Source organism: Bacillus sp. FSL W8-0770 (assembly GCF_038008705.1).
GTDB lineage: Bacteria > Bacillota > Bacilli > Bacillales > Bacillaceae_G > Bacillus_A > Bacillus_A cereus.
The window spans coordinates 3,629,961-3,655,030 of record NZ_JBBOZR010000001.1 but is presented as its reverse complement, the minus strand read 5'-3'; the positions used below and the strand labels follow the sequence as shown (position 1 = coordinate 3,655,030).

Sequence of the window (25,070 nt, the reverse complement as noted above, 5' to 3'; positions counted from 1 at the left end):
AGAGAGGGTTTGGTAGTGAAACAGAGAATTATTACTGGAGTGGTTGCTGCCGCGCTATTCATTCCCATCGTAATATACGGTGGCGTGCCTTTTACGGTTTTAGTGTATGCACTTGCTTCTATAGGTTTATATGAATTAATTCGTATGAATAAGCTTACGCTTATTTCCGTACCAACAGTTTTAGCTGCAGTATTATTGTGGATTCTTTTAATTCCAAGTAGTGCTTCAGAACTGTTTACATGGATTGGATTAGGTAAATTGGAAATCACATTTGTGATTGTTTTATTACTTTTATCATATACAGTCCTTTCTAAGAATACATTTACTTTTGATAATGCTTCATTTTTACTGATGGCAACGACATATGTGGCAATGGGATTCTTATATTTAAATGAAACGAGAATATTAGGAATTAAATATGTATTTTGCGCATTATTTGTTATATGGGCTACTGATTCAGGCGCATATTTCGTAGGAAAAGCATTGGGCAAGAGAAAATTGTGGCCAGAAATCAGTCCAAATAAAACGATTGAAGGTTCATTAGGGGGCATCGTTTGTGGAATTATTGTGGCACTTGTTTACAACGTGTTCTTCCCAGTCGAATCGAATATAGTAATTTTAATTGTGCTGACAATTATCATTTCTATTTTTGGACAAATTGGTGATTTAGTACAATCTGCTTTTAAACGTCATTATGGCGTAAAGGATTCAGGTACAATTTTACCTGGGCATGGTGGTATATTAGACCGAACAGATAGTTGGTTATTCGTTTTACCAATTCTCTACTTCTTATTACAATACAATTAATAAATGAACGAGGGGTTGGAGTCATGAAAAACATTAGTTTATTAGGTGCAAGCGGATCAATTGGTACACAAACTTTAGATGTATTACGCTCGCACCCAGACCAATTCCGTCTCGTTGCTTTTTCTGTAGGGAAAAATATTGACTACGCAGTAAAGGTAATTCAAGAATTTTCTCCGCAAATCGTCTCTGTGCAAAGAGAGGAAGATGTTTTAAAATTACAATCTGTTTCTGGTAATACAAAAATTGTATATGGTAGTGAAGGACTTTTAGAAGTAGCATTACATCCAGATGCGGAGATTGTAGTAAATGCTGTTGTAGGTAGCGTAGGGTTGTTACCAACACTTCGTGCAATTGAGGCGAAAAAAACAATTGGAATTGCAAATAAAGAAACGTTAGTAACTGCAGGACATCTTGTAATGGAAGCAGCACGAAAACATAATGTTTCGTTACTTCCAGTTGATAGTGAACATTCGGCTATTTTTCAATGCTTGAATGGTGAAAATGAAAAAAGAATTTCTCGTCTTATTATAACGGCTTCTGGTGGAAGTTTCCGCGATAAAACGAGGGATGAATTGCATCGTGTGACCGTAGAAGATGCGCTTCGACATCCAAACTGGTCAATGGGTTCGAAAATTACAATTGATTCTGCTACAATGATGAATAAGGGACTAGAAGTAATTGAAGCACATTGGCTTTTTGGTATCCCTTATGAGCAAATCGATGTTGTTTTACATAAAGAAAGTATTATCCATTCTATGGTTGAATTTGAAGATCGTAGTGTAATGGCGCAGCTTGGTTCACCTGATATGCGAGTACCAATTCAATACGCACTTACATATCCTGATAGATTGCCTCTTTCAGACACAAAACAGTTAAACTTATGGGAAATAGGGACGTTGCATTTTGAGAAAATGGACCAAGAACGATTCCGTTGTTTACGTTTTGCGTATGAAGCTGGAAAAGCAGGTGGAAGTATGCCAGCTGTAATGAACGCAGCGAATGAAGTAGCTGTTGAAGCCTTTTTACAAAAGAGAATTGATTTCTTAACAGTGGAAGACCTCATTGAAAAAGCAATGAACCATCACAATGTCATTGCACGACCGAGCTTAGAGGAAATTTTGGAAATTGATGCGGCCACAAGACGGTTTGTGATGGAACAAATTTAGCAAAGGTGGTTATGGAATTGAATACAGCGATTGCCTTTATATTAATTTTCGGTGCACTCGTATTTTTCCATGAGCTAGGGCATCTATATTTCGCAAAAAGAGCAGGTATTTTATGCCGCGAGTTTGCGATTGGTTTTGGTCCGAAAATATTCTCATTTGAAAAGAATGAAACGGTGTATACGATTCGATTACTGCCCCTTGGTGGCTATGTAAGAATGGCTGGCGAGGATGCGGACACAGTTGAGTTAAAGCCTGGGAAAAAGGTTGGCCTTGTATTAAATGAAAAAGACGAAGTTGTGAAATTAGTTTTTGATGGATATGAAAAGTATCCAAATGTTCGTGTTATTGAAGTCGAACAAGCTGATTTGGAGCATAATTTAACAATTTCGGGCTATGAAGAGTACGAGGAAGAGCTTCAAACATTCCGAGTGAATGAAAAGGCTCGTATTATTACTGCGGGGGAAGAAATTCAAATTGCCCCGTATAATAGACAATTTGGCTCGAAAAAACTAGGGCAACGCGCTTTAACAATCTTTGCGGGTCCTGCAATGAACTTCATTTTAGCATTTGTTATTTTTGTGATTCTTGGATTTGTACAAGGGGTCCCTATTGACAAACCAATGGTCGGAAAAGTGATGGATAACAGTGCAGCACAGCAAGCTGGATTGAAAGAGAATGATACAATTCAAGCTATTGATGGGAAAAACACAAGTACATGGAAAGATGTTGTTACTATTGTACGTGAAAACCCAAATAAAGAAATTACGTTACAAGTAAAGCGTGATAATGAACAGTTTAATGTGAAAGTAACGCCAACACTCGATAAAGAAGGAAAAGACGAAGTTGGTAGAATCGGTGTTTATTCTCCTGTAGAGAAAACAGTAATGGGTTCTATTAAATCAGGATTTGAACAAACGTACCAATGGACGAAACTAATTTTTGAATCTCTTGTTAAATTAGTAACTGGTCAATTTTCTATTAATGAGTTATCAGGTCCAGTAGGAATTTATAATCTAACAGATCAAGTTGTAGATTATGGGTTTACGCGTGTACTAAGTTTAGCTGCAGTTCTAAGCATTAATCTTGGTTTATTTAATTTATTACCAGTTCCTGCTTTAGATGGTGGCCGTTTATTCTTCTTCTTAATTGAAGCGTTACGAGGGAAACCAATTGATCGCCAAAAAGAAGGAATGGTTCACTTTATTGGTTTTGCATTATTAATGTTACTTATGTTAGTTGTAACTTGGAATGACATTCGTAAGTTTTTCTTGTAAAATAAAGTGAAACTTATAATGAAATAGAGCTCGTAGAATAAAATCCCTCACCTAACTCGAGGTGAGGGGTTTTACTGCGTGTAAGAGTAAATTGAAGAGGTGCAAATAAATGAAACAAAGTATGGTATTCAGTCCTACATTACGTGAAGTTCCAGCTGATGCTGAAATTAAGAGTCATCAGCTATTACTTCGTGCAGGTTTTATGCGTCAAAATGCTTCTGGTATTTATAGCTTTCTACCATTTGGATTAAAAGTATTACACAAAGTAGAACGTATCGTTCGAGAAGAAATGGAGCGCGCAGGAGCTGTAGAATTATTAATGCCAGCTATGCAAGCTGCAGAATTATGGCAAGAATCAGGTCGTTGGTATTCTTACGGATCTGAATTAATGCGTATGAAAGATCGTAACGCTCGTGAATTCGCATTAGGAGCGACACATGAGGAAGTAATTACGGATCTTGTGCGTGATGAAGTGAAATCATATAAAAAATTACCGTTAACATTATACCAAATTCAAACAAAATTCCGTGATGAGCAAAGACCTCGTTTCGGCTTATTACGTGGAAGAGAGTTTCTAATGAAAGATGCATACTCTTTCCATGCTACACAAGAGAGCTTAGATGAAGTATACGATCGCTTATATAAAGCATACTCTAACATTTTTGCTCGCTGTGGCTTGAATTTCCGTGCAGTTATTGCTGATTCTGGAGCAATGGGCGGAAAAGATACACATGAATTTATGGTATTATCTGATGTTGGTGAAGATACAATTGCATACTCTGACACATCTGATTATGCAGCAAATATCGAAATGGCTCCTGTTGTAGCTACGTATACGAAGAGTGACGTAGCAGAAAAAGCACTTGAAAAAGTAGCAACACCAGACCAAAAAGCAATTGAAGAAGTATCTGCATTCTTAAACATTGCAGCTGACAAGTGCATTAAGTCTATGGTGTTTAAAGTAGATGAGAAATTAGTAGTTGTACTTGTTCGTGGTGATCACGAAGTAAACGATGTGAAAGTGAAAAATGTATACGGCGCTTCAGTTGTTGAGCTTGCTTCTCATGAAGAAGTAAAAGCATTATTAAATTGTGAAGTTGGTTCATTAGGACCGATTAATGTAACAGGTGATATCGAAATTATTGCTGATCATGCTGTAGCATCAATTGTTAACGGATGTTCAGGAGCGAATGAAGAAGGATTCCATTATGTAAATGTAAATCCAGAACGTGACTTTAAAGTAAGTCAATATACAGATTTACGCTTCATTCAAGAAGGAGACCAATCTCCAGATGGAAACGGAACAATTCTTTTCGCACGCGGAATTGAAGTTGGTCATGTATTCAAATTAGGAACTCGTTATAGTGAAGCAATGAACGCAACATTCCTAGATGAAAACGGAAAAACACAACCACTTATTATGGGTTGTTACGGTATCGGTGTATCTCGTACAGTAGCAGCAATTGCAGAGCAATTTAACGATGAGAATGGCTTAGTTTGGCCAAAAGCGGTAGCACCGTTCCATGTGCATGTAATTCCAGTAAATATGAAATCTGATGCACAACGTGAAATGGGTGAAAATATCTACAACTCATTACAAGAACAAGGCTATGAAGTGTTATTAGACGATCGTGCAGAACGTGCAGGTGTTAAATTTGCAGATGCAGATTTATTCGGTCTTCCAGTTCGTGTTACAGTTGGTAAAAAAGCAGACGAAGGTATTGTAGAAGTGAAAGTACGTGCTACAGGTGAGTCTGAAGAAGTAAAAGTAGAAGAACTTCAAACATATATTGCAAATATTTTAAAATAAGAAGAGGTACCTCGTAATGGGGTACCTTCTCTTTCTTTGTAAACGTATTTTGTAAAAGAAGAGGTGAGAAATCTTTCTTTGTGGTACGTTTCAATTTATAATAGCAAATGGAAGGAGAGTGCTTATGTCTTTAACAAATGAACAACAAGAGCGATTTCAAATTTTGCTCCAGCAGTTGCAAATACCAGACGACCTTATAAATCAATATTTACAAGGCGGTGGTATTGAAAGGCTCGTTATTGATAAAGCGAATAAAAGTTGGCATTTTGATTTACAAGTGCCACGTATTTTGCCTACAGAATTATATGAATTGCTAGAAACAAAGCTTAAGCAATCATTTTCTCATATTGCAAGAACAACATTTGCATTAGAAACAGAGAATAAACAATTTACAGAAGAAGAAGTGAGGGCGTATTGGCCGCTTTGTACGGAACGAATTACATTTTCACCTATGTTCGCATACTTAAAGAAGCAGCTTCCACAGGTGAATGGAGTGAAGTTGCTAATAAATGTAAATAACGAGCTGGAGTCTACGGCTTTAAAGAAAAACGTTGCGAAACCAGTAGGGGATCAATACGAAGTTTTTGGATTCCCGCGTTTTCAGTTAGACACACATATACAGCAAAATACAGAAGAAATGCAAAAGTTTCGTGAACAAACGCAGCAAGAAGACCGTGAGCGTGTTATACAAGCTATGGAAGAAATGGCGAAGAAGCAAGCTGAAGAAAGCAGCGTTGTGTATGAAGGACCGATTACACTCGGGTATCTTATTAAGCCAGATGAAGAGATTACACCGATGCGAGAAATTCAAGATGAAGAAAGAAGAAAAACGGTTCAAGGATATGTCTTCCATGTAGAAACAAAAGAGCTTCGTAGTGGGCGTACGTTATTAACTTTAAAAATAACGGATTATACGGATTCTATTATGATCAAAATGTTCTCGCGTGACAAAGAAGATATTCCAATGCTGCAATCCTTGAAAAAAGGAATGTGGGTGAAAGCGCGTGGTTCTGTTCAAAACGATACATTCGTTCGAGATTTAGTAATGATTGCAAATGATATTAATGAAATAACAGGACCGTCTCGTAAAGATAAAGCACCAGAAGGCGAAAAACGAGTAGAGCTGCATCTCCATACTCCGATGAGTCAAATGGACGCTGTCACTCCAGTTTCTAAGCTTGTTGCTCAAGCTGGTAAATGGGGACATGAGGCTATTGCGGTTACAGATCATGCCGTGGCTCAGTCCTTCCCAGAGGCGTATTCTGCAGGGAAGAAGGCTGGTGTTAAAGTTATATATGGTGTAGAAGCAAATCTAGTTAATGATGGTGTACCGATAGCGTATAACGAAGCGCATCGTTTACTTGCAGAGGAAACGTATGTTGTTTTCGACGTTGAGACGACAGGTTTATCAGCTGTATACGATACAGTCATTGAGTTGGCTGCCGTAAAAGTAAAGGGTGGCGAAATTATTGATCGCTTTGAATCTTTCGCAAATCCACATCAACCATTATCAGCGACGATTATTGAATTGACAGGTATTACGGATGATATGTTAACTGATGCACCTGAAGTGGACGAAGTGTTTAAAAAGTTTGAGGAATGGATGGGCGACCATACACTTGTTGCCCATAACGCGAGCTTTGATATGGGCTTTATTAACGTAGGTTTTAAAAAGGCTGGACTAGAAAAAACGAATAATCCAGTTATTGATACGTTAGAACTAGCACGATTTTTATTCCCAGAAATGAAAAATCATCGATTAAATACGATGTGTAAAAAACTTGATATTGAATTAACACAACATCACCGTGCGATTTATGATACAGAAGCGACGGGATATTTACTTGTGAAAATGTTGAAAGACGTAATTGAAAAGGGATTTGAATATCACGATCAATTAAATGATAGCATGGGACAAGGGGATGCGTATAAGCGTGGCCGTCCAAGTCATATGACGTTACTTGCCACATCGGATGTTGGATTGAAAAATTTATATAAACTTGTTTCATATTCTCACCTTAATTACTTTTACCGTGTACCACGTGTGCCGAGGTCACTATTAAAAAAATATCGTGAAGGAATTTTAGTAGGAACGGCTTGTGATAAAGGTGAAGTGTTCGAGGCAATGATGCAAAAGGCACCTGAAGAGGTAGAAGAAATTGCCCAGTTCTATGATTACATTGAAGTAATGCCTCCAGAGGTGTTGCGTCATTTAGTAGAACGTGAGCTTGTTCGAGACGAAGGTCAATTAAAAACAATTATTTCTAACTTAGTAAAACTAGGTGAGACGTTAGATAAACCAGTTGTTGCTACAGGAAACGTGCATTATTTAGACCCTGAGGATGCGATGTATCGTAAAATTTTAGTCAGTTCGCAGGGCGGAGCCAATCCGTTAAATCGACATTCATTACCGCCAGTACATTTCCGTACAACTGATGAGATGTTAGAATGTTTTTCATTCTTAGGTGAAGACAAAGCGAAAGAAGTTGTTGTAACAAATACACAAAAGATTGCGTCATTAATTGGTGATGTGCATCCAGTAAAAGACGATCTATACACACCGAAAATTGAAGGTGCTGATGATGAAACGCGTGATATGAGTTATAAAATGGCGCGTAGCATTTATGGTGAAGAGCTACCGGAAATTGTAGAAGCACGTTTAGAAAAAGAATTAAAAAGTATTATTGGGCATGGATTCGCCGTAATTTATTTAATTTCACATAAGCTTGTGAAAAAATCGTTAGTAGACGGATATCTAGTAGGTTCGCGTGGATCGGTAGGGTCATCATTTGTTGCAACGATGATGGAAATTACAGAAGTAAACCCATTACCACCACACTATGTATGTCCGAAGTGTAAGCAATCAGAATTCTTTAATGATGGTTCTGTAGGTTCTGGTTTTGACTTACCAGATAAAGAATGTCCTGCTTGTAATATTCCATATGTAAAAGATGGACATGACATTCCTTTCGAAACGTTCCTTGGATTTAAAGGAGATAAGGTGCCCGATATCGATTTGAACTTCTCCGGGGAATACCAACCACGTGCCCATAACTATACGAAAGTACTGTTCGGTGAAGACTATGTATATCGTGCAGGAACGATTGGTACAGTTGCGGAAAAAACTGCTTACGGATATGTAAAAGGTTATGCAAATGATCATAACTTAACGATTCGAAATGCAGAGATTGATCGCTTAGTAGCAGGGTGTACCGGTGTAAAACGTACAACAGGACAGCATCCAGGCGGTATTATCGTTGTGCCAGATTACATGGATATCTTTGATTTCTCACCAATACAGTACCCAGCTGATTCAATTGGTGCTGAATGGAGAACAACGCATTTTGATTTCCACTCAATTCATGATAATTTATTAAAACTTGATATACTAGGACACGATGATCCGACCGTTATTCGTATGTTACAAGATTTAAGTGGTATTGATCCGAAAACAATCCCAACGGATGATCCAGAAGTAATGAAAATTTTCTCTGGTCCAGAATCGTTAGGGGTAACGGAAGAGCAAATTAACTGTAAAACAGGTACACTTGGTATACCAGAGTTTGGTACAAAATTCGTAAGACAGATGTTAGAAGAGACGAAACCGACGACATTCTCAGAGTTAGTCCAAATTTCTGGACTATCACATGGTACTGACGTATGGCTTGGTAATGCAAACGAGTTAATTTATAACGGTACATGTACGCTGAGCGAAGTTATCGGTTGTCGTGATGACATCATGGTATATTTAATCTATCAAGGTCTAGATCCATCATTAGCCTTCAAAATCATGGAGTCGGTTCGTAAAGGTAAAGGTGTACCGGAAGAATGGGAAGAAGACATGAAAAATAATAATGTACCAGGTTGGTATATTGATTCATGTAAGAAGATTAAATACATGTTCCCTAAAGCCCATGCGGCTGCTTACGTACTTATGGCTGTACGTATCGCATACTTTAAAGTACATTTTGCACTGTTATTCTATGCCGCATATTTTACAGTTCGTGCAGATGATTTTGATGTAGAGGCAATGGCGAAAGGTTCAGCATCTATACGTGCAAGAATTGATGAAATTGCTCAAAAGGGACTAGATGCTGCGCCGAAAGAGAAAAGTTTATTAACAGTACTAGAAATGACACTTGAAATGTGTGAGCGTGGATACTCATTCCAAAAGGTGGATTTATACCGCTCACATGCAACAGAATTTATTATTGATGGAGACACATTAATTCCTCCATTTAATGCGGTACCTGGTCTTGGTACAAACGCAGCTTTAAGTATTGTGGAAGCACGTAAAAATGGAGACTTCTTATCAAAAGAGGACTTGCAGCAGCGTAGTAAGGTTTCGAAAACAATTATTGAGTATTTAGATAGTCAAGGTTGTTTAGGAGATTTACCGGATCAAAACCAGTTATCACTGTTCTAGTAGGTAGGAAAAGTCTTTGCAAATCAACATTTCCTATGATATACTATTAACCGAGATAACCATGTCATGTATATTGTGTAAAGAAAAGAGTGGGGAAACCCACTCTTTCGTGTTACTATCTATGTTTTCTCTACGTAGATAGGTAAAAGATTTCTGTCGTATATACATATTTTGTTACAAGTTTTACTTCTTAAATTTGGTAATACTAAGACAGATAATCCCTGCTGAACAGCAGGGGCTTTTGTTAGCTAACGAGAAAGAATAAGATAGACCGTTTTTAAAGTGGCGGGGTCTTCTTCTTTTAAATGGTACATGACGGCAGGAAGGAGGCTGTTTATGGATAAGAAAGTCACAGAAGTTGTAGAAGCATTTGCGCAGCCGATCGTTGAAGAGTTAAATCTTGAACTTGTAGATGTAGAGTATGTGAAAGAAGGACAAGACTGGTTCTTACGCGTATTCATCGATTCTGAAAAGGGAGTCGACATTGAAGAATGCGGTGCGGTAAGTGAACGTTTAAGCGAAGCTTTAGATAAAGAGGATCCAATTCCTCATCTTTACTTTTTGGATGTATCATCTCCTGGAGCGGAACGCCCATTAAAGAAAGAAAAAGACTTCCAGCAAGCGGTAGGAAAACAAGTGGCAATTAAAACATATGAGCCGATTGATGGTGAAAAGATGTTTGAAGGAAAACTGCTTTCTTACGATGGTACAACAATAACATTATTATTAACAATTAAAACACGTAAAAAAGAAATCCAAATTTCGATGGATAAAGTCGCAAATGCGCGACTTGCTGTTACGTTTTAGTTAGAAGGGGGATCTTCATGAGCACTGAGTTATTAGATGCTTTGCTCGTATTAGAATCTGAAAAAGGCATTAGCAAAGACATTATTATTGATGCGATTGAAGCAGCTTTAATCTCTGCTTATAAGCGCAATTTTAATCAAGCACAAAACGTTCGTGTGAGCTTTAACCCAGAAGTGGGAACAATTCAAGTTTTAGCACGTAAAGACGTAGTAGACAATGTGTTTGATCCACGTCTTGAAATTTCTGTAGAGGAAGCAAGACAAATTAATCCAAACTACCAAGATGGTGACGTACTAGAAATTGAAGTAACACCAAAAGACTTTGGTCGTATTGCAGCACAAACTGCAAAACAAGTTGTCACACAACGAGTGCGTGAAGCAGAGCGCGGTGTTATTTACTCTGAGTTTAGTGACCGTGAAGAAGATATTATGGTAGGTATTGTACAACGTCAAGATGCTCGTTTCATCTATGTAAGCTTAGGAAAAGTAGAAGCTTTATTACCTGTAAGTGAGCAAATGCCTAATGAGCAATACAAACCACATGATCGTATTCGCGTATTCATTACGAAAGTAGAAAAAACGACAAAAGGACCACAAATTTACGTATCACGTACACATCCTGGTCTTTTAAAACGTTTATTCGAAATGGAAGTTCCTGAAATCTATGATGGAACTGTAGAAATTCGTTCTGTAGCACGTGAAGCTGGCGATCGCTCTAAGATCTCTGTATATGCAGAGAACACTGATGTTGATCCAGTTGGTTCTTGTGTAGGACCAAAAGGGCAACGTGTACAACGCATTGTAGACGAATTAAAAGGTGAAAAAATTGACATCGTCCGCTGGTCAAATGATCCAGTTGAATATGTTGCAAATGCATTAAGCCCATCACAAGTTGTTAAAGTACTTGTAGATGAAGAAGAAAAAGCGACAACAGTAGTTGTTCCAGACCACCAGTTATCATTAGCTATCGGTAAGCGTGGACAAAATGCACGTCTTGCAGCTAAATTAACAGGCTGGAAAATTGATATTAAGAGTGAGTCTGATGCGAAACAACTTGGTATTGTAACAGAAGAAGATAGCGTAATCGCATTTGGATTCGATTCAGTGGAAGACGAAATCGAATAGAGGTGATGAGTATGAGCAATCGAAAAGTTCCGTTACGAAAATGTGTTGCAACGCAAGAAATGAAATCAAAACGAGAGCTCGTTCGCATTGTTCGTTCCAAAGAGGGAGAAGTGTCCATTGATTTAACTGGGAAAAAATCAGGACGAGGTGCTTACTTGTCGAAGGACAAGGAGAGCATTCTTCAAGCTCAAAAGAAAAATGTTTTGGAACATCATCTAAAAGCGAAAATCGACGGTTCTTTATATGAAGAGCTTCTTGAGCTTGTTGAGAAGGAGTCGAAATAAGTGTCCGATTGGAAATCGTTTTTAGGACTAGCAAACCGGGCTCGGAAAATTATTTCGGGTGAAGAACTCGTTTTAAAAGAAGTACGAAGTGGCAAAGCAAAACTTGTATTGCTATCTGAAGATGCGTCAGTAAATACTACAAAACGCATCACAGATAAAACTACGTACTACAACGTACCAATGAGAAAGGTCGAAAATCGACAACAATTAGGGCATGCGATTGGGAGAGATGAGCGAGTCGTTGTAGCTGTGTTAGATGTAGGCTTTGCGAAAAAGCTGCGTAGCATGCTCGATACAAATTACCGGGGGTGAAGGTATGAGTAAAATTCGAGTGCATGAATATGCAAAAAAACATAATATCTCAAGTAAAGATCTTATGACAAAACTAAAAGAAATGAATATCGAGGTTTCGAATCATATGACAATGTTAGACGATGAAGTAGTAAATAAATTAGATAATGAATATCAAACTGAAAAACCTTCTGTTGCAGATGAGTTTGAAGTAGAAGAAAAAGTTGTTCGCAGTAAAAAGAACAGCAATAAGAAAAAGAAAAAAGGCAAAGGAAACGAAGACAAACGTCAAGAGAACTTTGCTGGTAGACAACAAACTCAAATTGTAGAAACACCAGATAAAATTACTTTCTCTGGAAGCCTTACAGTAGGAGATCTTGCTAAAAAATTAAGCAAAGAGCCATCTGAAATTATTAAGAAGCTCTTCATGCTTGGAATTATGGCAACAATTAACCAAGACTTGGATAAAGATACAATTGAGTTAATTGCTAACGACTACGGTATTGAAGTAGAAGAAGAAGTAATTGTAAGCGAGACTGAGTTTGAAACATTCATTGATGAGCAAGATGATGAAGAGAACTTAAAAGAACGTCCAGCTGTAGTTACAATCATGGGACACGTTGACCATGGTAAAACAACATTACTGGATTCTATTCGTAACTCAAAAGTAACTGCAGGCGAAGCGGGTGGAATTACTCAGCATATCGGTGCATATCAAGTTGAAGTAAACGATAAGAAGATTACATTCTTAGATACACCTGGTCACGCAGCATTTACAACGATGCGTGCTCGTGGGGCACAAGTAACGGATATTACAATCCTTGTTGTTGCAGCGGATGACGGTGTTATGCCACAAACGGTTGAAGCAATTAACCATGCGAAGGCAGCAGGAGTACCAATTATTGTTGCTGTGAATAAAATGGATAAACCAGCTGCAAACCCTGATCGCGTAATGCAAGAACTAACTGAATATGAATTAGTTCCAGAAGCTTGGGGCGGAGATACTATTTTCGTACCAATTTCTGCAATTCAAGGCGAAGGCATTGACAACTTACTAGAAATGATCCTTCTTGTAAGTGAAGTAGAAGAATATAAAGCAAATCCAAACCGCTATGCAACTGGTACAGTAATCGAAGCACAGCTTGATAAAGGTAAAGGAACTATCGCGACATTACTTGTTCAAAATGGTACGCTTCGAGTTGGAGATCCAATCGTTGTTGGAACTTCATTCGGACGTGTTCGTGCAATGGTAAGTGATATTGGTCGTCGTGTAAAAGTTGCTGGTCCATCAACTCCTGTTGAAATTACTGGTTTAAACGAAGTACCACAGGCTGGAGATCGTTTCATGGCATTTGCTGATGAGAAGAAAGCTCGTCAAATTGGTGAATCACGTGCACAAGAAGCGTTAGTTGCACAACGTGGTGAGAAATCTAAATTAAGCCTTGAAGATTTATTCCAACAAATCCAAGAGGGCGATGTAAAAGAAATTAACTTAATCGTAAAAGCAGACGTACAAGGTTCTGTTGAAGCGATGGCAGCATCACTTCGTAAAATTGATGTTGAAGGCGTAAAAGTTAAAATCATTCACACTGGTGTAGGTGCGATTACAGAATCTGATATCATTTTAGCTTCTGCATCTAATGCAATTGTAATTGGATTTAACGTACGTCCAGATGTGAACGCGAAGCGTACAGCTGAATTAGAGAACGTTGATATTCGTTTACACCGTATTATTTATAAAGTAATCGAAGAGATTGAAGCAGCTATGCAAGGTATGCTTGATCCAGAATTCGAAGAAAAAGTAATCGGTCAAGCAGAAGTTCGTCAAACGTTTAAAGTAACAAAAGTTGGAACAATCGCAGGTTGTTACGTAACAGACGGTAAAATTACGCGTGATAGTGGCGTACGTATTATCCGTGACGGCGTAGTAATTTTCGAAGGACAACTTGATACGTTAAAACGTTTCAAAGACGACGTAAAAGAAGTTGCACAAAACTATGAGTGTGGTATTACAATTGAGAGATATAATGATCTTAAAGAAGGGGACATCATTGAAGCGTACATTATGGAAGAAGTGAAGCGATGATTATCGCTTCACTCTCATTCGAGTGTATGATTTACGATGTGCATTCTTTAAAAGAGAAACGTGCAATTTTACAACGTGTGTTAACTCGTGTAAAACAGCGCTATAATGTAGCTGTTTCTGAAGTTGGGCACCAAGATGTATGGCAACGTACAGAAATTGCAATTGTTTCCGTATCCTCAAATCGTGTTATCTGTGAGAAAGAAATGAATCGTGTACTTGAGTACATCGATTCATTTCCTGAAATTGAACGTACAATAACACATTTGGAATGGTATTGAATGAGGTGAAGAGTTATGAAATTACGTGCGAACCGTGTGGGCGAGCAAATGAAAAAAGAATTAGGCGACATTATCAGTCGTAAAATTAAAGACCCACGTATTGGATTTGTTACAGTAACTGATGTACAAGTGAGTGGTGATTTACAAATTGCTAAAGTATATATTTCTGTTTTAGGTGATGAAGAACAGAAAGAAAATACTTTAAAAGGTTTAGCGAAGGCAAAAGGCTTTATTCGTTCAGAAATTGGCCAACGTATTCGTCTTCGTAAAACACCAGAAATTACCTTTGAGTTTGATGAGTCTATCGGATATGGTCATCGAATTGATACACTTTTACATGAAATTAATAAAGACGGTAAACGTGAAGAATAATGGATAGACATTTGTCTATCCATTTTTTCAATGCAAAATAAGTTTTGGATATTTACTACGAGAGAATTATGATGAGGTGAACATATATGGAAGGTGTAGTATTATTACATAAGCCAAAAGGCATGACATCACATGATTGTGTATTTAAATTAAGAAAGATATTGCGAGAAAAGAGAATTGGTCATACGGGAACATTAGACCCTGATGTAACAGGAGTATTACCAATTTGCGTTGGAAGAGCAACGAAAATTGCACAATTTTTAACAAGTGAAACGAAAACATATGAAGGTGAAGTAACATTAGGGTTTTCAACGACAACTGAAGATGCTTCTGGTGAGGTTGTTGAAACGAAAAATGTAGATCGTACTATTACTCGTAAGGAAGTAGAGAAAGTCCTTGCGGAATTAACAGGCACGATTGAACAAATGCCACCAATGTTCTCGGCTGTAAAAGTAAACGGGAAAAAATTATACGAATATGCAAGAGCAGGGCAAGAGGTGGAACGTCCAGTTCGTACAATTACAATTCATGAATTCATATTACTTGATGATCGTGAAGTTTTTGAAGGAGAAAATATTTCATTCCGTTTCCGTGTAACGTGTAGTAAAGGAACATATGTAAGAACGTTAGCTGTAATGATCGGGGAAAAACTTGGTTTCCCATCACATATGTCGCACCTTATAAGAACGGCATCTGGTGAATTTTTATTAGAAGATTGCATATCATTTGAAGAAATTGAAGAAAACGTGCAAAATGGAACAGTAGAGTCTATCTTCATTTCAATTGATGAAGCATTAAGTAAGTTTCCAAAAATGGTTGTAGATGAAAAGCAAGCAGAGAAAATAAAGAATGGTATGTTCTTAAAAAATGAATTAGAAATAACAGCACCATTTATTACAGTGTTTGATAAAAATGATCGTTGCTTAGCAATTTATGAACATCATCCGAAACATCCTGGTATGTTAAAGCCGATGAAAGTACTTGTGAATAATCAAGAACTAAAGCTATAATGAATTATTGGAAGGATTATTACAGAAAAAGGTGAATTCAAGCGTGAAACTTATTCATTTAACTCATCCACATGAACAAAATAAATTAGAATTACCACCTACTGTAATGGCATTAGGATTTTTTGATGGCATTCATTTAGGACATCAATGTGTAATTCGAACTGCGAAAAAAATAGCGGACGACCGAGGATATAAAAGTGCAGTTATGACATTTCATCCTCATCCATCTGTTGTTTTAGGAAAAAAGGATGCGCATGTGGAGTATATTACACCGATGCGCGATAAAGAAAAAATAGTCGAAAGCTTAGGAATCGATATATTATATGTAATTAAATTTGATGAATCATTTGCAGGGTTATTACCGCAACAATTTGTAGATGATTATATTATTGGTTTAAATGTAAAGCATGTAGTAGCAGGGTTTGATTATTCATATGGACGTTTAGGAAAAGGAAAGATGGAGACTTTACCATTTCATGCAAGAGGGGAGTTTACACAGACTGTGATTGAAAAAGTTGAATTTCAAGAAGAGAAAGTAAGTTCTACAGCATTACGAAAGTTAATTCGAAATGGCGAAATGGAGCAAATTCCATCTATTTTAGGTAGAGCCTATACTGTAGCGGGAACAGTTATACATGGCGACAAACGTGGACGTCAAATTGGTTTTCCAACAGCTAATGTAGGTTTAAGTGATGAGTATTTATTGCCACCTGTAGGTGTTTATGCAGTGAGATTAAAAGTTCACGATGAATGGTACGATGGTGTATGTAATATTGGATATAAACCAACTTTTAAAGAAGATGAGCGTCAATTATCAATTGAAGTGCATTTATTTGAATTTAACAAAGATATATACGATCAAAATGTTACAGTAGAGTGGCATATGCGTATAAGAGCAGAAAAGAAATTCAACGGTATTGATGAGTTAGTTGAACAAATCGCAAAAGATAAGAAAACAGCCCAAGAATATTTTGTGAGCGAAAAGAATATACTTGCTTTTTCAAATGAAAAGTAGTATTCTATGTTATGTACTTTATGACAACCATTGCTTGGCATTGCGACTCACCGACGCTTGCTAGGTAATTGGGGGTTTAATTAATAGGAGGTGAAATAGGATGGCTTTAACACAAGAGCGTAAAAATGAAATCATTGCACAATTTAGAACTCATGAGACTGATACTGGTTCTCCAGAGGTTCAAATTGCTGTCCTAACGGAGCAAATTAACACTCTAAACGAGCACTTACGTACTCACAAGAAAGATCATCATTCACGTCGTGGTCTATTAAAGATGGTTGGTAAACGTCGTAACTTACTAACTTACCTTCGTAATAGCGATATCACACGTTACCGTGAATTAATCACAAAGCTTGGCTTACGTCGATAGTCAAAGAAGCGGGAATATTCCCGCTTTTTTGTTAGGTAAAAATATATCTTCTACGCTTTATAGCTTACTTAATTTTAGGCAATACTAGAGGTAGAATATTGTGATATACTATCCATTTACATAGAAGAATTGAATACTTTAAATTGAGAGGGGTACTTAAATGAGTCAAGAAAAGCAAGTCTTCTCGATAGATTTAGCTGGTCGCCAGCTAACAGTTGAAACTGGTCAGCTTGCAAAACAAGCGAACGGAGCAGTATTAGTAAGATATGGCGATACAGCGGTTCTATCTACAGCAACTGCATCAAAAGAAGCAAAAAATGTAGATTTCTTCCCACTTACAGTAAACTATGAAGAGCGTTTATATGCAGTCGGAAAAATTCCTGGCGGTTTCATTAAACGTGAAGGTCGTCCAAGTGAAAAAGCAATTTTGGCAAGTCGTTTAATCGATCGTCCAATCCGTCCACTTTTCGCAGATGGTTTCCGTAACGAAGTACAAGTTGTCAGCATCGTAATGAGTGTTGATCAAGATTGTTCTTCTGAAATGGCAGCTATGCTTGGTTCTTCATTAGCGTTATCGATTTCAGATATTCCATTTGAAGGTCCAATCGCGGGTGCAACAGTTGGTCGTATTAACGGCGAATTCGTTATCAACCCAACAGTAGAACAGCAAGAACAAAGTGATATTCACCTTGTTGTAGCTGGTACGAAAGATGCAATTAACATGGTTGAAGCAGGAGCAGATCAAGTGCCTGAGGAAACAATGTTAGAAGCAATTATGTTTGGTCATGACGAAATTAAACGTCTAATTGCATTCCAAGAAGAGATTGTACAAGCTGTAGGTAAAGAGAAAACAGAAGTGAAACTTTATGAAGTTGACGCTGATCTTAACCAAGCTGTACGTGAAATGGCTGAAGAAGATATGCATTCAGCAATTCAAGTACATGAGAAGCATGCACGTGAAGATGCAATTAACGAAGTGAAAAAGCGTGTTATTGAGCATTACGAAGCGCAGGAAGCTGACGCTGATACATTAGGACAAGTAAATGAGATTTTATATAAAATTGTAAAAGAAGAAGTACGTCGTCTTATTACAGTTGAAAAAATCCGCCCAGATGGCCGTAAAGGTGACGAAATCCGTCCATTAGCATCAGAGGTTGGCATTTTATCTCGTACACACGGTTCTGGTTTGTTCACTCGTGGACAAACACAAGCATTAAGTATTTGTACATTAGGTGCATTAGGCGATGTGCAAATTTTAGATGGTCTTGGTGTAGAAGAATCAAAACGCTTTATGCACCATTACAATTTCCCATCATTTAGTGTTGGTGAAACTAGACCAATGCGTGGACCAGGTCGTCGTGAAATCGGTCACGGTGCACTAGGAGAACGCGCACTTGAGCCTGTAATTCCATCTGAAAAAGATTTCCCATACACAGTACGTCTTGTATCTGAAGTTTTAGAATCAAATGGTTCTACTTCACAAGCAAGTATTTGTGGTAGTACTTTAGCAATGATGGATGCTGGTGTTCCACTTAAAGCTCCAGTTGCAGGTATTGCAATGGGTCTAGTTAAAACTGGTGAGCATTACACAATTTTATCTGATATTCAAGGTATGGAAGATCATTTAGGTGATATGGACTTTAAAGTAGCAGGTACAGCACAAGGTGTAACTGCACTACAAATGGACATTAAAATCGATGGTCTATCTCGTGAGATTTTAGAAGAGGCATTACAACAAGCGAAAGTTGGTCGTGTGCACATTCTAAATCATATGTTATCTGTTATTCCAGAGCCACGCACTGAATTATCAGCGTACGCTCCAAAGATTATTACAATGACAATTAATCCAGATAAAATCCGTGACGTTATCGGACCGAGCGGTAAACAAATCAATAAAATTATTGAAGAAACTGGCGTTAAAATTGACATCGAGCAAGATGGCACAGTATTCATTTCTTCAATAAACCAAGAAATGAACGACAAAGCTAAGAAAATTATCGAAGATATCGTTCGCGAAGTACAAGTAGGTGAAATCTACGAAGGAAAAGTGAAACGTGTTGAGAAATTCGGTGCTTTCGTTGAATTATTCAGCGGTAAAGATGGATTAGTTCACATTTCTGAACTTGCACTTGAGCGTGTAGGTAAAGTAGAAGACGTTGTAAAAATCGGTGACGTAATTACGGTTAAAGTTATCGAGATTGACAAGCAAGGTCGTGTTAATCTATCTAGAAAAGTATTGCTAAAAGAAGAGCAAGAAAAAGAAGCTGCTAAAGAAGAAAACAAACAAGAGCAGCAATAAGCGAAAGCCAGTTTAACTGGCTTTTTTTGTTATGTAAAAATATGATTTATATATATTTTTATGTCAGTATAGGTATAGTTTTCATTATAACGCTCAAATTAACAAAGATAAGAAGAAAAATGTTTTTTTATATAGTTAATTTGGGAGGGTTTATATGAAAGTTCGTATATTGGCATACATATGTATATTTTCTTTATATGTCAGTTTAGGCTCTTATTCTGTTTTTGCACAGGATAACTTATATGAAGAAATTCAAAAGCATGCAAAACAATATGAGATTGCACCTCAAAATGCGATGATTGATAAGATATGGAAAGCAACACCAGGATATAATGGAAGACAAGTTGATATGGAAGCATCCTATAACAATATGAAGAAGCTAAAGGAATTTGATCAAAAACACCTTGAATTTAAGGAAGTATCACCGAGTGTCCACTTAGAAGATTTATCACCTGCTCCAATTTATAGGGGGCATCCGAATAAAAAGATGGTGGGATTAACAATAAATGTGGCATGGGGAAACGAGTATTTGCCTCGTATATTAGAAATATTGAAAAAGCATGATGTGAAGGCGACTTTCTTTTTAGAAGGACGTTGGGTGAAAGAAAATTTACGATTTGCAAAAATGATTGTCGATGCAAATCAAGAAGTCGGAAATCATTCTTATACGCACCCTAATATGAAAACGCTATCGTCTGATGAAATACGAGAGCAGTTACAAAAAACAAATCGAATGATTGAAGCTGCTACGAATCAAAAGGTGAGATGGTTTGCCCCGCCGAGTGGAAGTTTTCGGGATGAAGTCGTGAAAATCGCTGATGATTTCCAAATGGGAACGATTATGTGGACTGTCGATACAATCGATTGGAAGCGACCTGAGCCAGATGTACTATTGCAGAGAGTAATGAGAAAAATACACCCAGGTGCTATCGTATTAATGCATCCTACTTCGTCAACGGCAGAAGCATTAGATACAATGATTAAAAAATTGAAGGAACAAGGATATAAAGTAGGGAATATAACAGAATTACTGGATGAAAAACGTGTGGATTAAATACATTTGCATGACATTCATCCTTAAACTTGTTATCATTAAATAATAGCACTTATTTAGAGAAACTGGCAGTAGGAGGAAAGTTTTTGATTAAAAAATATACTTGTAAAAATGGTGTAAGAATAGTTATGGAGAATATACCAACTGTAAGATCGGTTGCGATTGGTATTTGGATCCATGCGGGATCAAGAAATGAAAATGAAAAAAATAACGGGATTTCTCACTTTTTAGAGCATATGTTCTTTAAAGGGACAGAAACACGTAGTGCACGCGAAATTGCAGAATCATTTGATAGTATTGGTGGGCAAGTGAATGCTTTTACTTCAAAAGAGTACACTTGTTACTATGCAAAAGTGCTAGATGAACATGCTAAATATGCTTTAGATGTATTAGCTGACATGTTCTTTAATTCAACATTTGATGAAGAAGAATTGAAAAAAGAGAAGAATGTCGTATGTGAAGAAATTAAAATGTACGAAGATGCTCCAGACGATATTGTGCATGATATGTTAACGAAAGCAACATATGAAACGCATCCGCTTGGATATCCTATTTTAGGAACAGAAGAAACACTTGATACGTTTACAGGTGATACGCTACGCCAATATATTAAGGATCATTATACACCTGAAAATGTAGTTGTTTCAGTTGCAGGAAATATTGATGAAGCCTTCTTACAAACGGTAGAGCAATATTTCGGTAGTTATGAAGGAACAACAAACCGTGAACAAGTACATAGTCCAATATTCCATTTTAACAAAGTAGCACGTAAAAAGGAAACAGAACAAGCTCATTTATGTTTAGGATATAAAGGCTTACAAATGGGACACGAAGACATTTATAACTTAATTGTATTAAATAACGTTTTAGGCGGTAGTATGAGTAGCCGTTTATTCCAAGAAGTACGTGAGCAACGTGGGTTAGCTTACTCAGTATTTTCTTACCATTCTTCTTATGAAGATACAGGTATGTTAACACTGTATGGTGGAACAGGTAGTCAACAATTAGATACACTGTATGAAACAATGCAAGAAACATTAGAAACATTGAAAAATACAGGTATTACAGAAAAAGAGCTTATTAATAGTAAAGAGCAATTAAAAGGAAACTTAATGTTAAGTTTAGAAAGTACGAATAGTCGTATGAGCCGTAATGGTAAAAATGAATTGCTACTTCGTAAGCATCGTTCACTTGATGAGATTATCGAAAGTGTAAACACTGTAACAAAAGAAAATGTAGATGGGTTAATTCGTAACATGTTTACAGATGAATTCTCTGCAGCATTAATTAGTCCAGATGGAAAACTTCCAAAAGGAATAAAACTATAATCAACTTTTACGATGTATCTGAAAATAACCTTCTCTCTTTTTAAATGAGAGAAGGTTATTTTTTTTATACATATAGAATAGGTACTAATTATAGACAATGCAAATGAAAAATTTAGTAGGGGAGTGGAGTGAGTATGCGATTAAGTGAATTAAGCGGTAAAGAGGTTGTAGATATAGAAAAAGCGGAAAAAATGGGAGCCTTAGGTTATATGGATTTAGAGATTAATGAGAAAGACGGACAAATACAAACACTTATAATACCTGTAGGGAAGTGGGGAGGTTTTAAAAAGGAACCACAAGAAGTAAGAGTGGCATGGAGTCAAATAAAGAAAGTCGGACACGATATGCTTCTTTGTGATAGTATAGATCGTTCAAATTCGGAGTGAAGGATGGCCATTTTGGTCATCTTTTTTTGTATCTACATAGAAACCTGATAAATCATATGTGCATTTGGATTTTCAATCACCATAAACTCGTACATTACATATGATGTGGAGGAAAAAGAAAAAGTAGGCACTTTTCTTATAAATGACAGAAAAAGAAGGTGAATTAGGGAATGTTGACTGAGATGCATATTGCTGTCATAGGAGGAGATGCAAGGCAGCTAGAAGTAATTCGTAAGCTAGTTGAATTGGATGCGAAACTTTCTTTGATAGGTTTTGATCAGTTAGATCATGGTTTCACAGGGGCAGCAAAAGAAAGTATACAAAATTTAGATTTCACTTCTGTAGACGCAATTATTTTGCCGGTTGCCGGTACAAATGCCAAAGGAGAAGTAGATACTATTTTTTCAAATGAAAAAGTTTCAATAACGAAAGAACAAATTGAAAATACACCAGAACACTTTACTATATATTCAGGTATTGGTACACCTTACTTGGAAAATCTCGTATCTACTACGAACCGAAAACTTGTTAAATTATTTGATCGTGATGATGTAGCAATATACAATTCTATTCCAACGGTAGAAGGTACATTAATGATGGTAATTCAACATACCGACTATACAATTCATGGGTCCAATGTAATGGTTCTAGGATTTGGTAGAACAGGAATGAGTGTTGCGAGAGCATTTCAATCATTAGGAGCCCATGTCAAAGTTGGAGCAAGACGATCTGAACATATTGCACGTATTACAGAAATGATGTTTTCTCCTTTTCATATGCAAGACATAGAGAAAGAAGTAGGAAATATCGATATTGTAATTAATACGATTCCGCACCTCGTTGTAACAGCGAATGTTATTGCAAAAATGCCAGCTCATACGTTAGTGATTGATTTAGCTTCTAAACCAGGCGGTACTGACTTTAGATATGCGGAAAAAAGAGGAGTCAAAGCATTGCTAGCACCTGGATTACCAGGTATTGTTGCCCCAAAAACGGCTGGGCAAATTTTAGCAAATGTTCTTTCTCAGTTATTAGCAGCAGATGCAATTGCAAAGGAGGAGGAAAAGAAATGAGTTTGAAGGGGAAACGAATTGGTTTCGGATTTACAGGTTCACATTGTACGTATGAGGAAGTTATGCCGCACTTAGAAAAATTAATTGCTGAAGGAGCAGAAGTACGTCCTGTTGTTTCATACACTGTTCAATCAACAAATACTAGATTTGGAGAAGGAGCAGAGTGGATTAAGAAGATTGAAGAAATAACAGGTTTTAAAGCAATTAATTCAATTGTTGGAGCAGAGCCACTTGGACCTAAAATTCCATTAGACTGCATGGTAATCGCTCCTTTAACAGGAAATTCTATGAGTAAATTTGCAAATGCAATGACAGACTCTCCAGTACTAATGGCAGCAAAAGCGACGCTAAGAAATGGCAAGCCTGTCGTATTGGCAGTTTCGACGAATGATGCTTTAGGGTTAAATGGGGTAAATCTCATGCGCCTAATGGCAACAAAAAACATCTACTTCGTCCCATTCGGTCAAGATGCGCCAGAGAAAAAACCGAACTCAATGGTAGCTCGTATGGAGTTACTGGAAGATACAGTATTAGAAGCGCTGCAAGGAAAGCAATTGCAACCGGTGGTCGTAGAAAAATTCAGATATATGAATTAAAAAACGAAAAAAAACGGACAATTTTTGATGAAACCATCATTCTTACTGTAGAATATGATAAAATTAACGTTATTAAGATCAGAAGGGGTATTGTATACTCCTTCTGATTCTAAGTTATAGAAGGATTGGTATCTAGAAAGGGGCATAGTGATGGAAAAGCAAAAAACTTTTCATGTCGCTGTAGTTGGAGCAACCGGCGCAGTTGGTGAACAAATGTTAAATACTTTAGAGAAACGAGAATTTCCAATCGGGAAATTAACGTTACTTTCATCTAAACGATCTGCAGGTAAGAAACTTGTATTTAAAGGCGAAGAATTTACAGTTCAAGAGGCAACTCCTGAAAGCTTTGAAGGAGTAGATATCGCACTATTTAGTGCTGGTGGATCTGTATCGAAACAATTAGCGCCAGAAGCAGCAAAACGCGGTGCGATTGTTGTTGATAATACAAGTGCATTCCGTATGACAGAAAACGTGCCACTTGTTGTACCTGAAGTAAATGAAAACGACTTAAAAGAACATAATGGTATTATTGCAAATCCAAACTGTTCTACAATTCAAATGGTAGTAGCTCTTGAGCCAGTTCGTCAGCAATATGGTTTAAAACGAGTAATCGTTTCCACATATCAAGCTGTATCAGGTGCTGGTGCGGCAGCTATTGAAGAACTGCATGAACAATCACAAGCAATCTTAAATGGCGAAGAAGTTAAGGCAAATGTTCTTCCTGTATCAGGTGATAAGAAGCATTTCCCAATTGCTTTTAATGCGATTCCACAGATTGATAAATTCCAAGATAATGGATTTACGTTTGAAGAAATGAAAATGATTAACGAAACGAAAAAAATTATGCATATGCCTGAATTAGAAGTAGCGGCAACATGTGTACGTTTACCAGTTGTATCAGGACACTCTGAGTCTGTTTACATCGAAGTAGAAAAAGAAGGCGTAACAGTAGCAGAATTAAAGAGCTTACTTGCAAATGCGGAAGGTATTGTTCTGCAAGATAATCCAGAAGAGCAGTTATATCCAATGCCAGCTACTGCAGTAGGTAAAAACGAAGTATTCGTTGGAAGAATCCGTAAAGATTTAAATAACGATAAAGGATTCCATCTTTGGGTCGTATCTGATAACTTATTAAAAGGCGCTGCATGGAATTCTGTTCAAATTGCAGAGCGCTTAGTAAAATTACAATTAGTGTAAACGGCTAAGAGAAGGTG

At 37.1% G+C, this 25,070-nt stretch carries 22 protein-coding genes; all 22 read left to right on the top strand.

The window, feature by feature from the left end; genetic code table 11:
• Nucleotides 1–15 precede the first annotated feature (15 nt).
• The 22 genes from cdsA to asd all read left to right on the top strand — a co-directional run bounded on the left by cdsA (nt 16) and on the right by asd (nt 25,053).
• The gene (cdsA, locus tag NST27_RS18655; protein WP_000813591.1) at nt 16–807 is read left to right on the top strand and encodes a phosphatidate cytidylyltransferase; all 792 of its coding nucleotides are present in this window, start codon (nt 16–18) and stop codon (nt 805–807) included.
• 23 nt (nt 808–830) lie between these two features.
• Nucleotides 831–1,973 (top strand): 1-deoxy-D-xylulose-5-phosphate reductoisomerase, encoded by a 1,143-nt coding sequence (gene dxr, locus NST27_RS18650; RefSeq protein ID WP_000790375.1) that lies wholly within the window; start codon nt 831–833, stop codon nt 1,971–1,973.
• A gap of 17 nt (nt 1,974–1,990) precedes the next feature.
• Nucleotides 1,991–3,247, top strand: a complete 1,257-nt coding sequence (gene rseP, locus NST27_RS18645) for an RIP metalloprotease RseP (protein ID WP_001090243.1) — start codon at nt 1,991–1,993, stop codon at nt 3,245–3,247.
• A 109-nt stretch (nt 3,248–3,356) separates the two neighbouring features.
• Nucleotides 3,357–5,057 (top strand): proline--tRNA ligase, encoded by a 1,701-nt coding sequence (locus tag NST27_RS18640; protein ID WP_000814315.1) that lies wholly within the window; start codon nt 3,357–3,359, stop codon nt 5,055–5,057.
• 124 nt (nt 5,058–5,181) lie between these two features.
• Nucleotides 5,182–9,483, top strand: a complete 4,302-nt coding sequence (locus NST27_RS18635; protein WP_000060005.1) for a PolC-type DNA polymerase III — start codon at nt 5,182–5,184, stop codon at nt 9,481–9,483.
• Nucleotides 9,484–9,819: 336 nt separating this feature from the next.
• Nucleotides 9,820–10,290 carry a ribosome maturation factor RimP gene (gene rimP, locus NST27_RS18630; RefSeq protein ID WP_000359096.1) on the top strand — a complete coding sequence of 157 codons (471 nt, stop codon included), beginning with the start codon at nt 9,820–9,822 and terminating at the stop codon, nt 10,288–10,290.
• Between the two features lie 17 nt (nt 10,291–10,307).
• Nucleotides 10,308–11,414 (top strand): transcription termination factor NusA, encoded by a 1,107-nt coding sequence (nusA, locus tag NST27_RS18625; protein WP_000102604.1) that lies wholly within the window; start codon nt 10,308–10,310, stop codon nt 11,412–11,414.
• 11 nt (nt 11,415–11,425) lie between these two features.
• Nucleotides 11,426–11,698 carry an RNase P modulator RnpM gene (gene rnpM, locus NST27_RS18620; protein ID WP_000071127.1) on the top strand — a complete coding sequence of 91 codons (273 nt, stop codon included), beginning with the start codon at nt 11,426–11,428 and terminating at the stop codon, nt 11,696–11,698.
• Complete coding sequence (locus NST27_RS18615; protein ID WP_001286524.1) at nt 11,699–12,010, top strand: YlxQ family RNA-binding protein; 312 nt, start codon at nt 11,699–11,701, stop codon at nt 12,008–12,010.
• 4 nt (nt 12,011–12,014) lie between these two features.
• Nucleotides 12,015–14,075 (top strand): translation initiation factor IF-2, encoded by a 2,061-nt coding sequence (infB, locus tag NST27_RS18610; protein ID WP_000036343.1) that lies wholly within the window; start codon nt 12,015–12,017, stop codon nt 14,073–14,075.
• Nucleotides 14,072–14,353 (top strand): DUF503 domain-containing protein, encoded by a 282-nt coding sequence (locus NST27_RS18605; RefSeq protein ID WP_000582363.1) that lies wholly within the window; start codon nt 14,072–14,074, stop codon nt 14,351–14,353. The genes infB and NST27_RS18605 overlap by 4 nt, the downstream gene beginning before the upstream one ends.
• 15 nt (nt 14,354–14,368) lie before the next feature.
• Nucleotides 14,369–14,725, top strand: coding sequence for a 30S ribosome-binding factor RbfA (rbfA, locus tag NST27_RS18600; protein WP_000776437.1), 357 nt, complete (start codon nt 14,369–14,371; stop codon nt 14,723–14,725).
• Between the two features lie 86 nt (nt 14,726–14,811).
• The gene (gene truB / locus NST27_RS18595; protein ID WP_000399348.1) at nt 14,812–15,735 is read left to right on the top strand and encodes a tRNA pseudouridine(55) synthase TruB; all 924 of its coding nucleotides are present in this window, start codon (nt 14,812–14,814) and stop codon (nt 15,733–15,735) included.
• A gap of 43 nt (nt 15,736–15,778) precedes the next feature.
• Nucleotides 15,779–16,750, top strand: coding sequence for a bifunctional riboflavin kinase/FAD synthetase (gene ribF, locus NST27_RS18590; RefSeq protein WP_000766702.1), 972 nt, complete (start codon nt 15,779–15,781; stop codon nt 16,748–16,750).
• A 100-nt stretch (nt 16,751–16,850) separates the two neighbouring features.
• Complete coding sequence (gene rpsO, locus NST27_RS18585; protein WP_001229392.1) at nt 16,851–17,120, top strand: 30S ribosomal protein S15; 270 nt, start codon at nt 16,851–16,853, stop codon at nt 17,118–17,120.
• 160 nt (nt 17,121–17,280) lie between these two features.
• Nucleotides 17,281–19,419 (top strand): polyribonucleotide nucleotidyltransferase, encoded by a 2,139-nt coding sequence (gene pnp / locus NST27_RS18580; protein WP_000076754.1) that lies wholly within the window; start codon nt 17,281–17,283, stop codon nt 19,417–19,419.
• A gap of 154 nt (nt 19,420–19,573) precedes the next feature.
• Nucleotides 19,574–20,473, top strand: coding sequence for a polysaccharide deacetylase family protein (locus NST27_RS18575; protein ID WP_000868232.1), 900 nt, complete (start codon nt 19,574–19,576; stop codon nt 20,471–20,473).
• Between the two features lie 86 nt (nt 20,474–20,559).
• Nucleotides 20,560–21,801, top strand: a complete 1,242-nt coding sequence (locus NST27_RS18570) for a M16 family metallopeptidase (protein ID WP_000592989.1) — start codon at nt 20,560–20,562, stop codon at nt 21,799–21,801.
• Between the two features lie 134 nt (nt 21,802–21,935).
• Nucleotides 21,936–22,187, top strand: coding sequence for a YlmC/YmxH family sporulation protein (locus NST27_RS18565; RefSeq protein ID WP_001239756.1), 252 nt, complete (start codon nt 21,936–21,938; stop codon nt 22,185–22,187).
• Nucleotides 22,188–22,357: 170 nt separating this feature from the next.
• A complete protein-coding gene (dpaA, locus tag NST27_RS18560) occupies nt 22,358–23,260 on the top strand; it encodes a dipicolinic acid synthetase subunit A (protein WP_000954735.1) in 903 nt (300 codons plus the stop codon).
• A complete protein-coding gene (gene dpaB / locus NST27_RS18555; RefSeq protein WP_000053596.1) occupies nt 23,257–23,856 on the top strand; it encodes a dipicolinate synthase subunit B in 600 nt (199 codons plus the stop codon). Before dpaA ends, dpaB begins: the two co-directional genes overlap by 4 nt.
• A gap of 150 nt (nt 23,857–24,006) precedes the next feature.
• Nucleotides 24,007–25,053, top strand: coding sequence for an aspartate-semialdehyde dehydrogenase (gene asd, locus NST27_RS18550; RefSeq protein WP_000414846.1), 1,047 nt, complete (start codon nt 24,007–24,009; stop codon nt 25,051–25,053).
• Nucleotides 25,054–25,070 lie beyond the last annotated feature (17 nt).

What these genes read in the sequence shown, in the direction of transcription:
- dxr (WP_000790375.1), top strand. Translation starts at nt 831, where the DNA reads ATGAAAAACATTAGTTTATTAGGTGCAAGCGGATCAATTGGTACACAA.
- NST27_RS18640 (WP_000814315.1), top strand. Translation starts at nt 3,357, where the DNA reads ATGAAACAAAGTATGGTATTCAGTCCTACATTACGTGAAGTTCCAGCT.
- NST27_RS18635 (WP_000060005.1), top strand. Translation starts at nt 5,182, where the DNA reads ATGTCTTTAACAAATGAACAACAAGAGCGATTTCAAATTTTGCTCCAG.
- rimP (WP_000359096.1), top strand. Translation starts at nt 9,820, where the DNA reads ATGGATAAGAAAGTCACAGAAGTTGTAGAAGCATTTGCGCAGCCGATC.
- nusA (WP_000102604.1), top strand. Translation starts at nt 10,308, where the DNA reads ATGAGCACTGAGTTATTAGATGCTTTGCTCGTATTAGAATCTGAAAAA.
- rnpM (WP_000071127.1), top strand. Translation starts at nt 11,426, where the DNA reads ATGAGCAATCGAAAAGTTCCGTTACGAAAATGTGTTGCAACGCAAGAA.
- infB (WP_000036343.1), top strand. Translation starts at nt 12,015, where the DNA reads ATGAGTAAAATTCGAGTGCATGAATATGCAAAAAAACATAATATCTCA.
- NST27_RS18605 (WP_000582363.1), top strand. Translation starts at nt 14,072, where the DNA reads ATGATTATCGCTTCACTCTCATTCGAGTGTATGATTTACGATGTGCAT.
- rbfA (WP_000776437.1), top strand. Translation starts at nt 14,369, where the DNA reads ATGAAATTACGTGCGAACCGTGTGGGCGAGCAAATGAAAAAAGAATTA.
- truB (WP_000399348.1), top strand. Translation starts at nt 14,812, where the DNA reads ATGGAAGGTGTAGTATTATTACATAAGCCAAAAGGCATGACATCACAT.
- rpsO (WP_001229392.1), top strand. Translation starts at nt 16,851, where the DNA reads ATGGCTTTAACACAAGAGCGTAAAAATGAAATCATTGCACAATTTAGA.
- pnp (WP_000076754.1), top strand. Translation starts at nt 17,281, where the DNA reads ATGAGTCAAGAAAAGCAAGTCTTCTCGATAGATTTAGCTGGTCGCCAG.
- NST27_RS18575 (WP_000868232.1), top strand. Translation starts at nt 19,574, where the DNA reads ATGAAAGTTCGTATATTGGCATACATATGTATATTTTCTTTATATGTC.
- NST27_RS18565 (WP_001239756.1), top strand. Translation starts at nt 21,936, where the DNA reads ATGCGATTAAGTGAATTAAGCGGTAAAGAGGTTGTAGATATAGAAAAA.
- dpaA (WP_000954735.1), top strand. Translation starts at nt 22,358, where the DNA reads ATGTTGACTGAGATGCATATTGCTGTCATAGGAGGAGATGCAAGGCAG.
- dpaB (WP_000053596.1), top strand. Translation starts at nt 23,257, where the DNA reads ATGAGTTTGAAGGGGAAACGAATTGGTTTCGGATTTACAGGTTCACAT.
- asd (WP_000414846.1), top strand. Translation starts at nt 24,007, where the DNA reads ATGGAAAAGCAAAAAACTTTTCATGTCGCTGTAGTTGGAGCAACCGGC.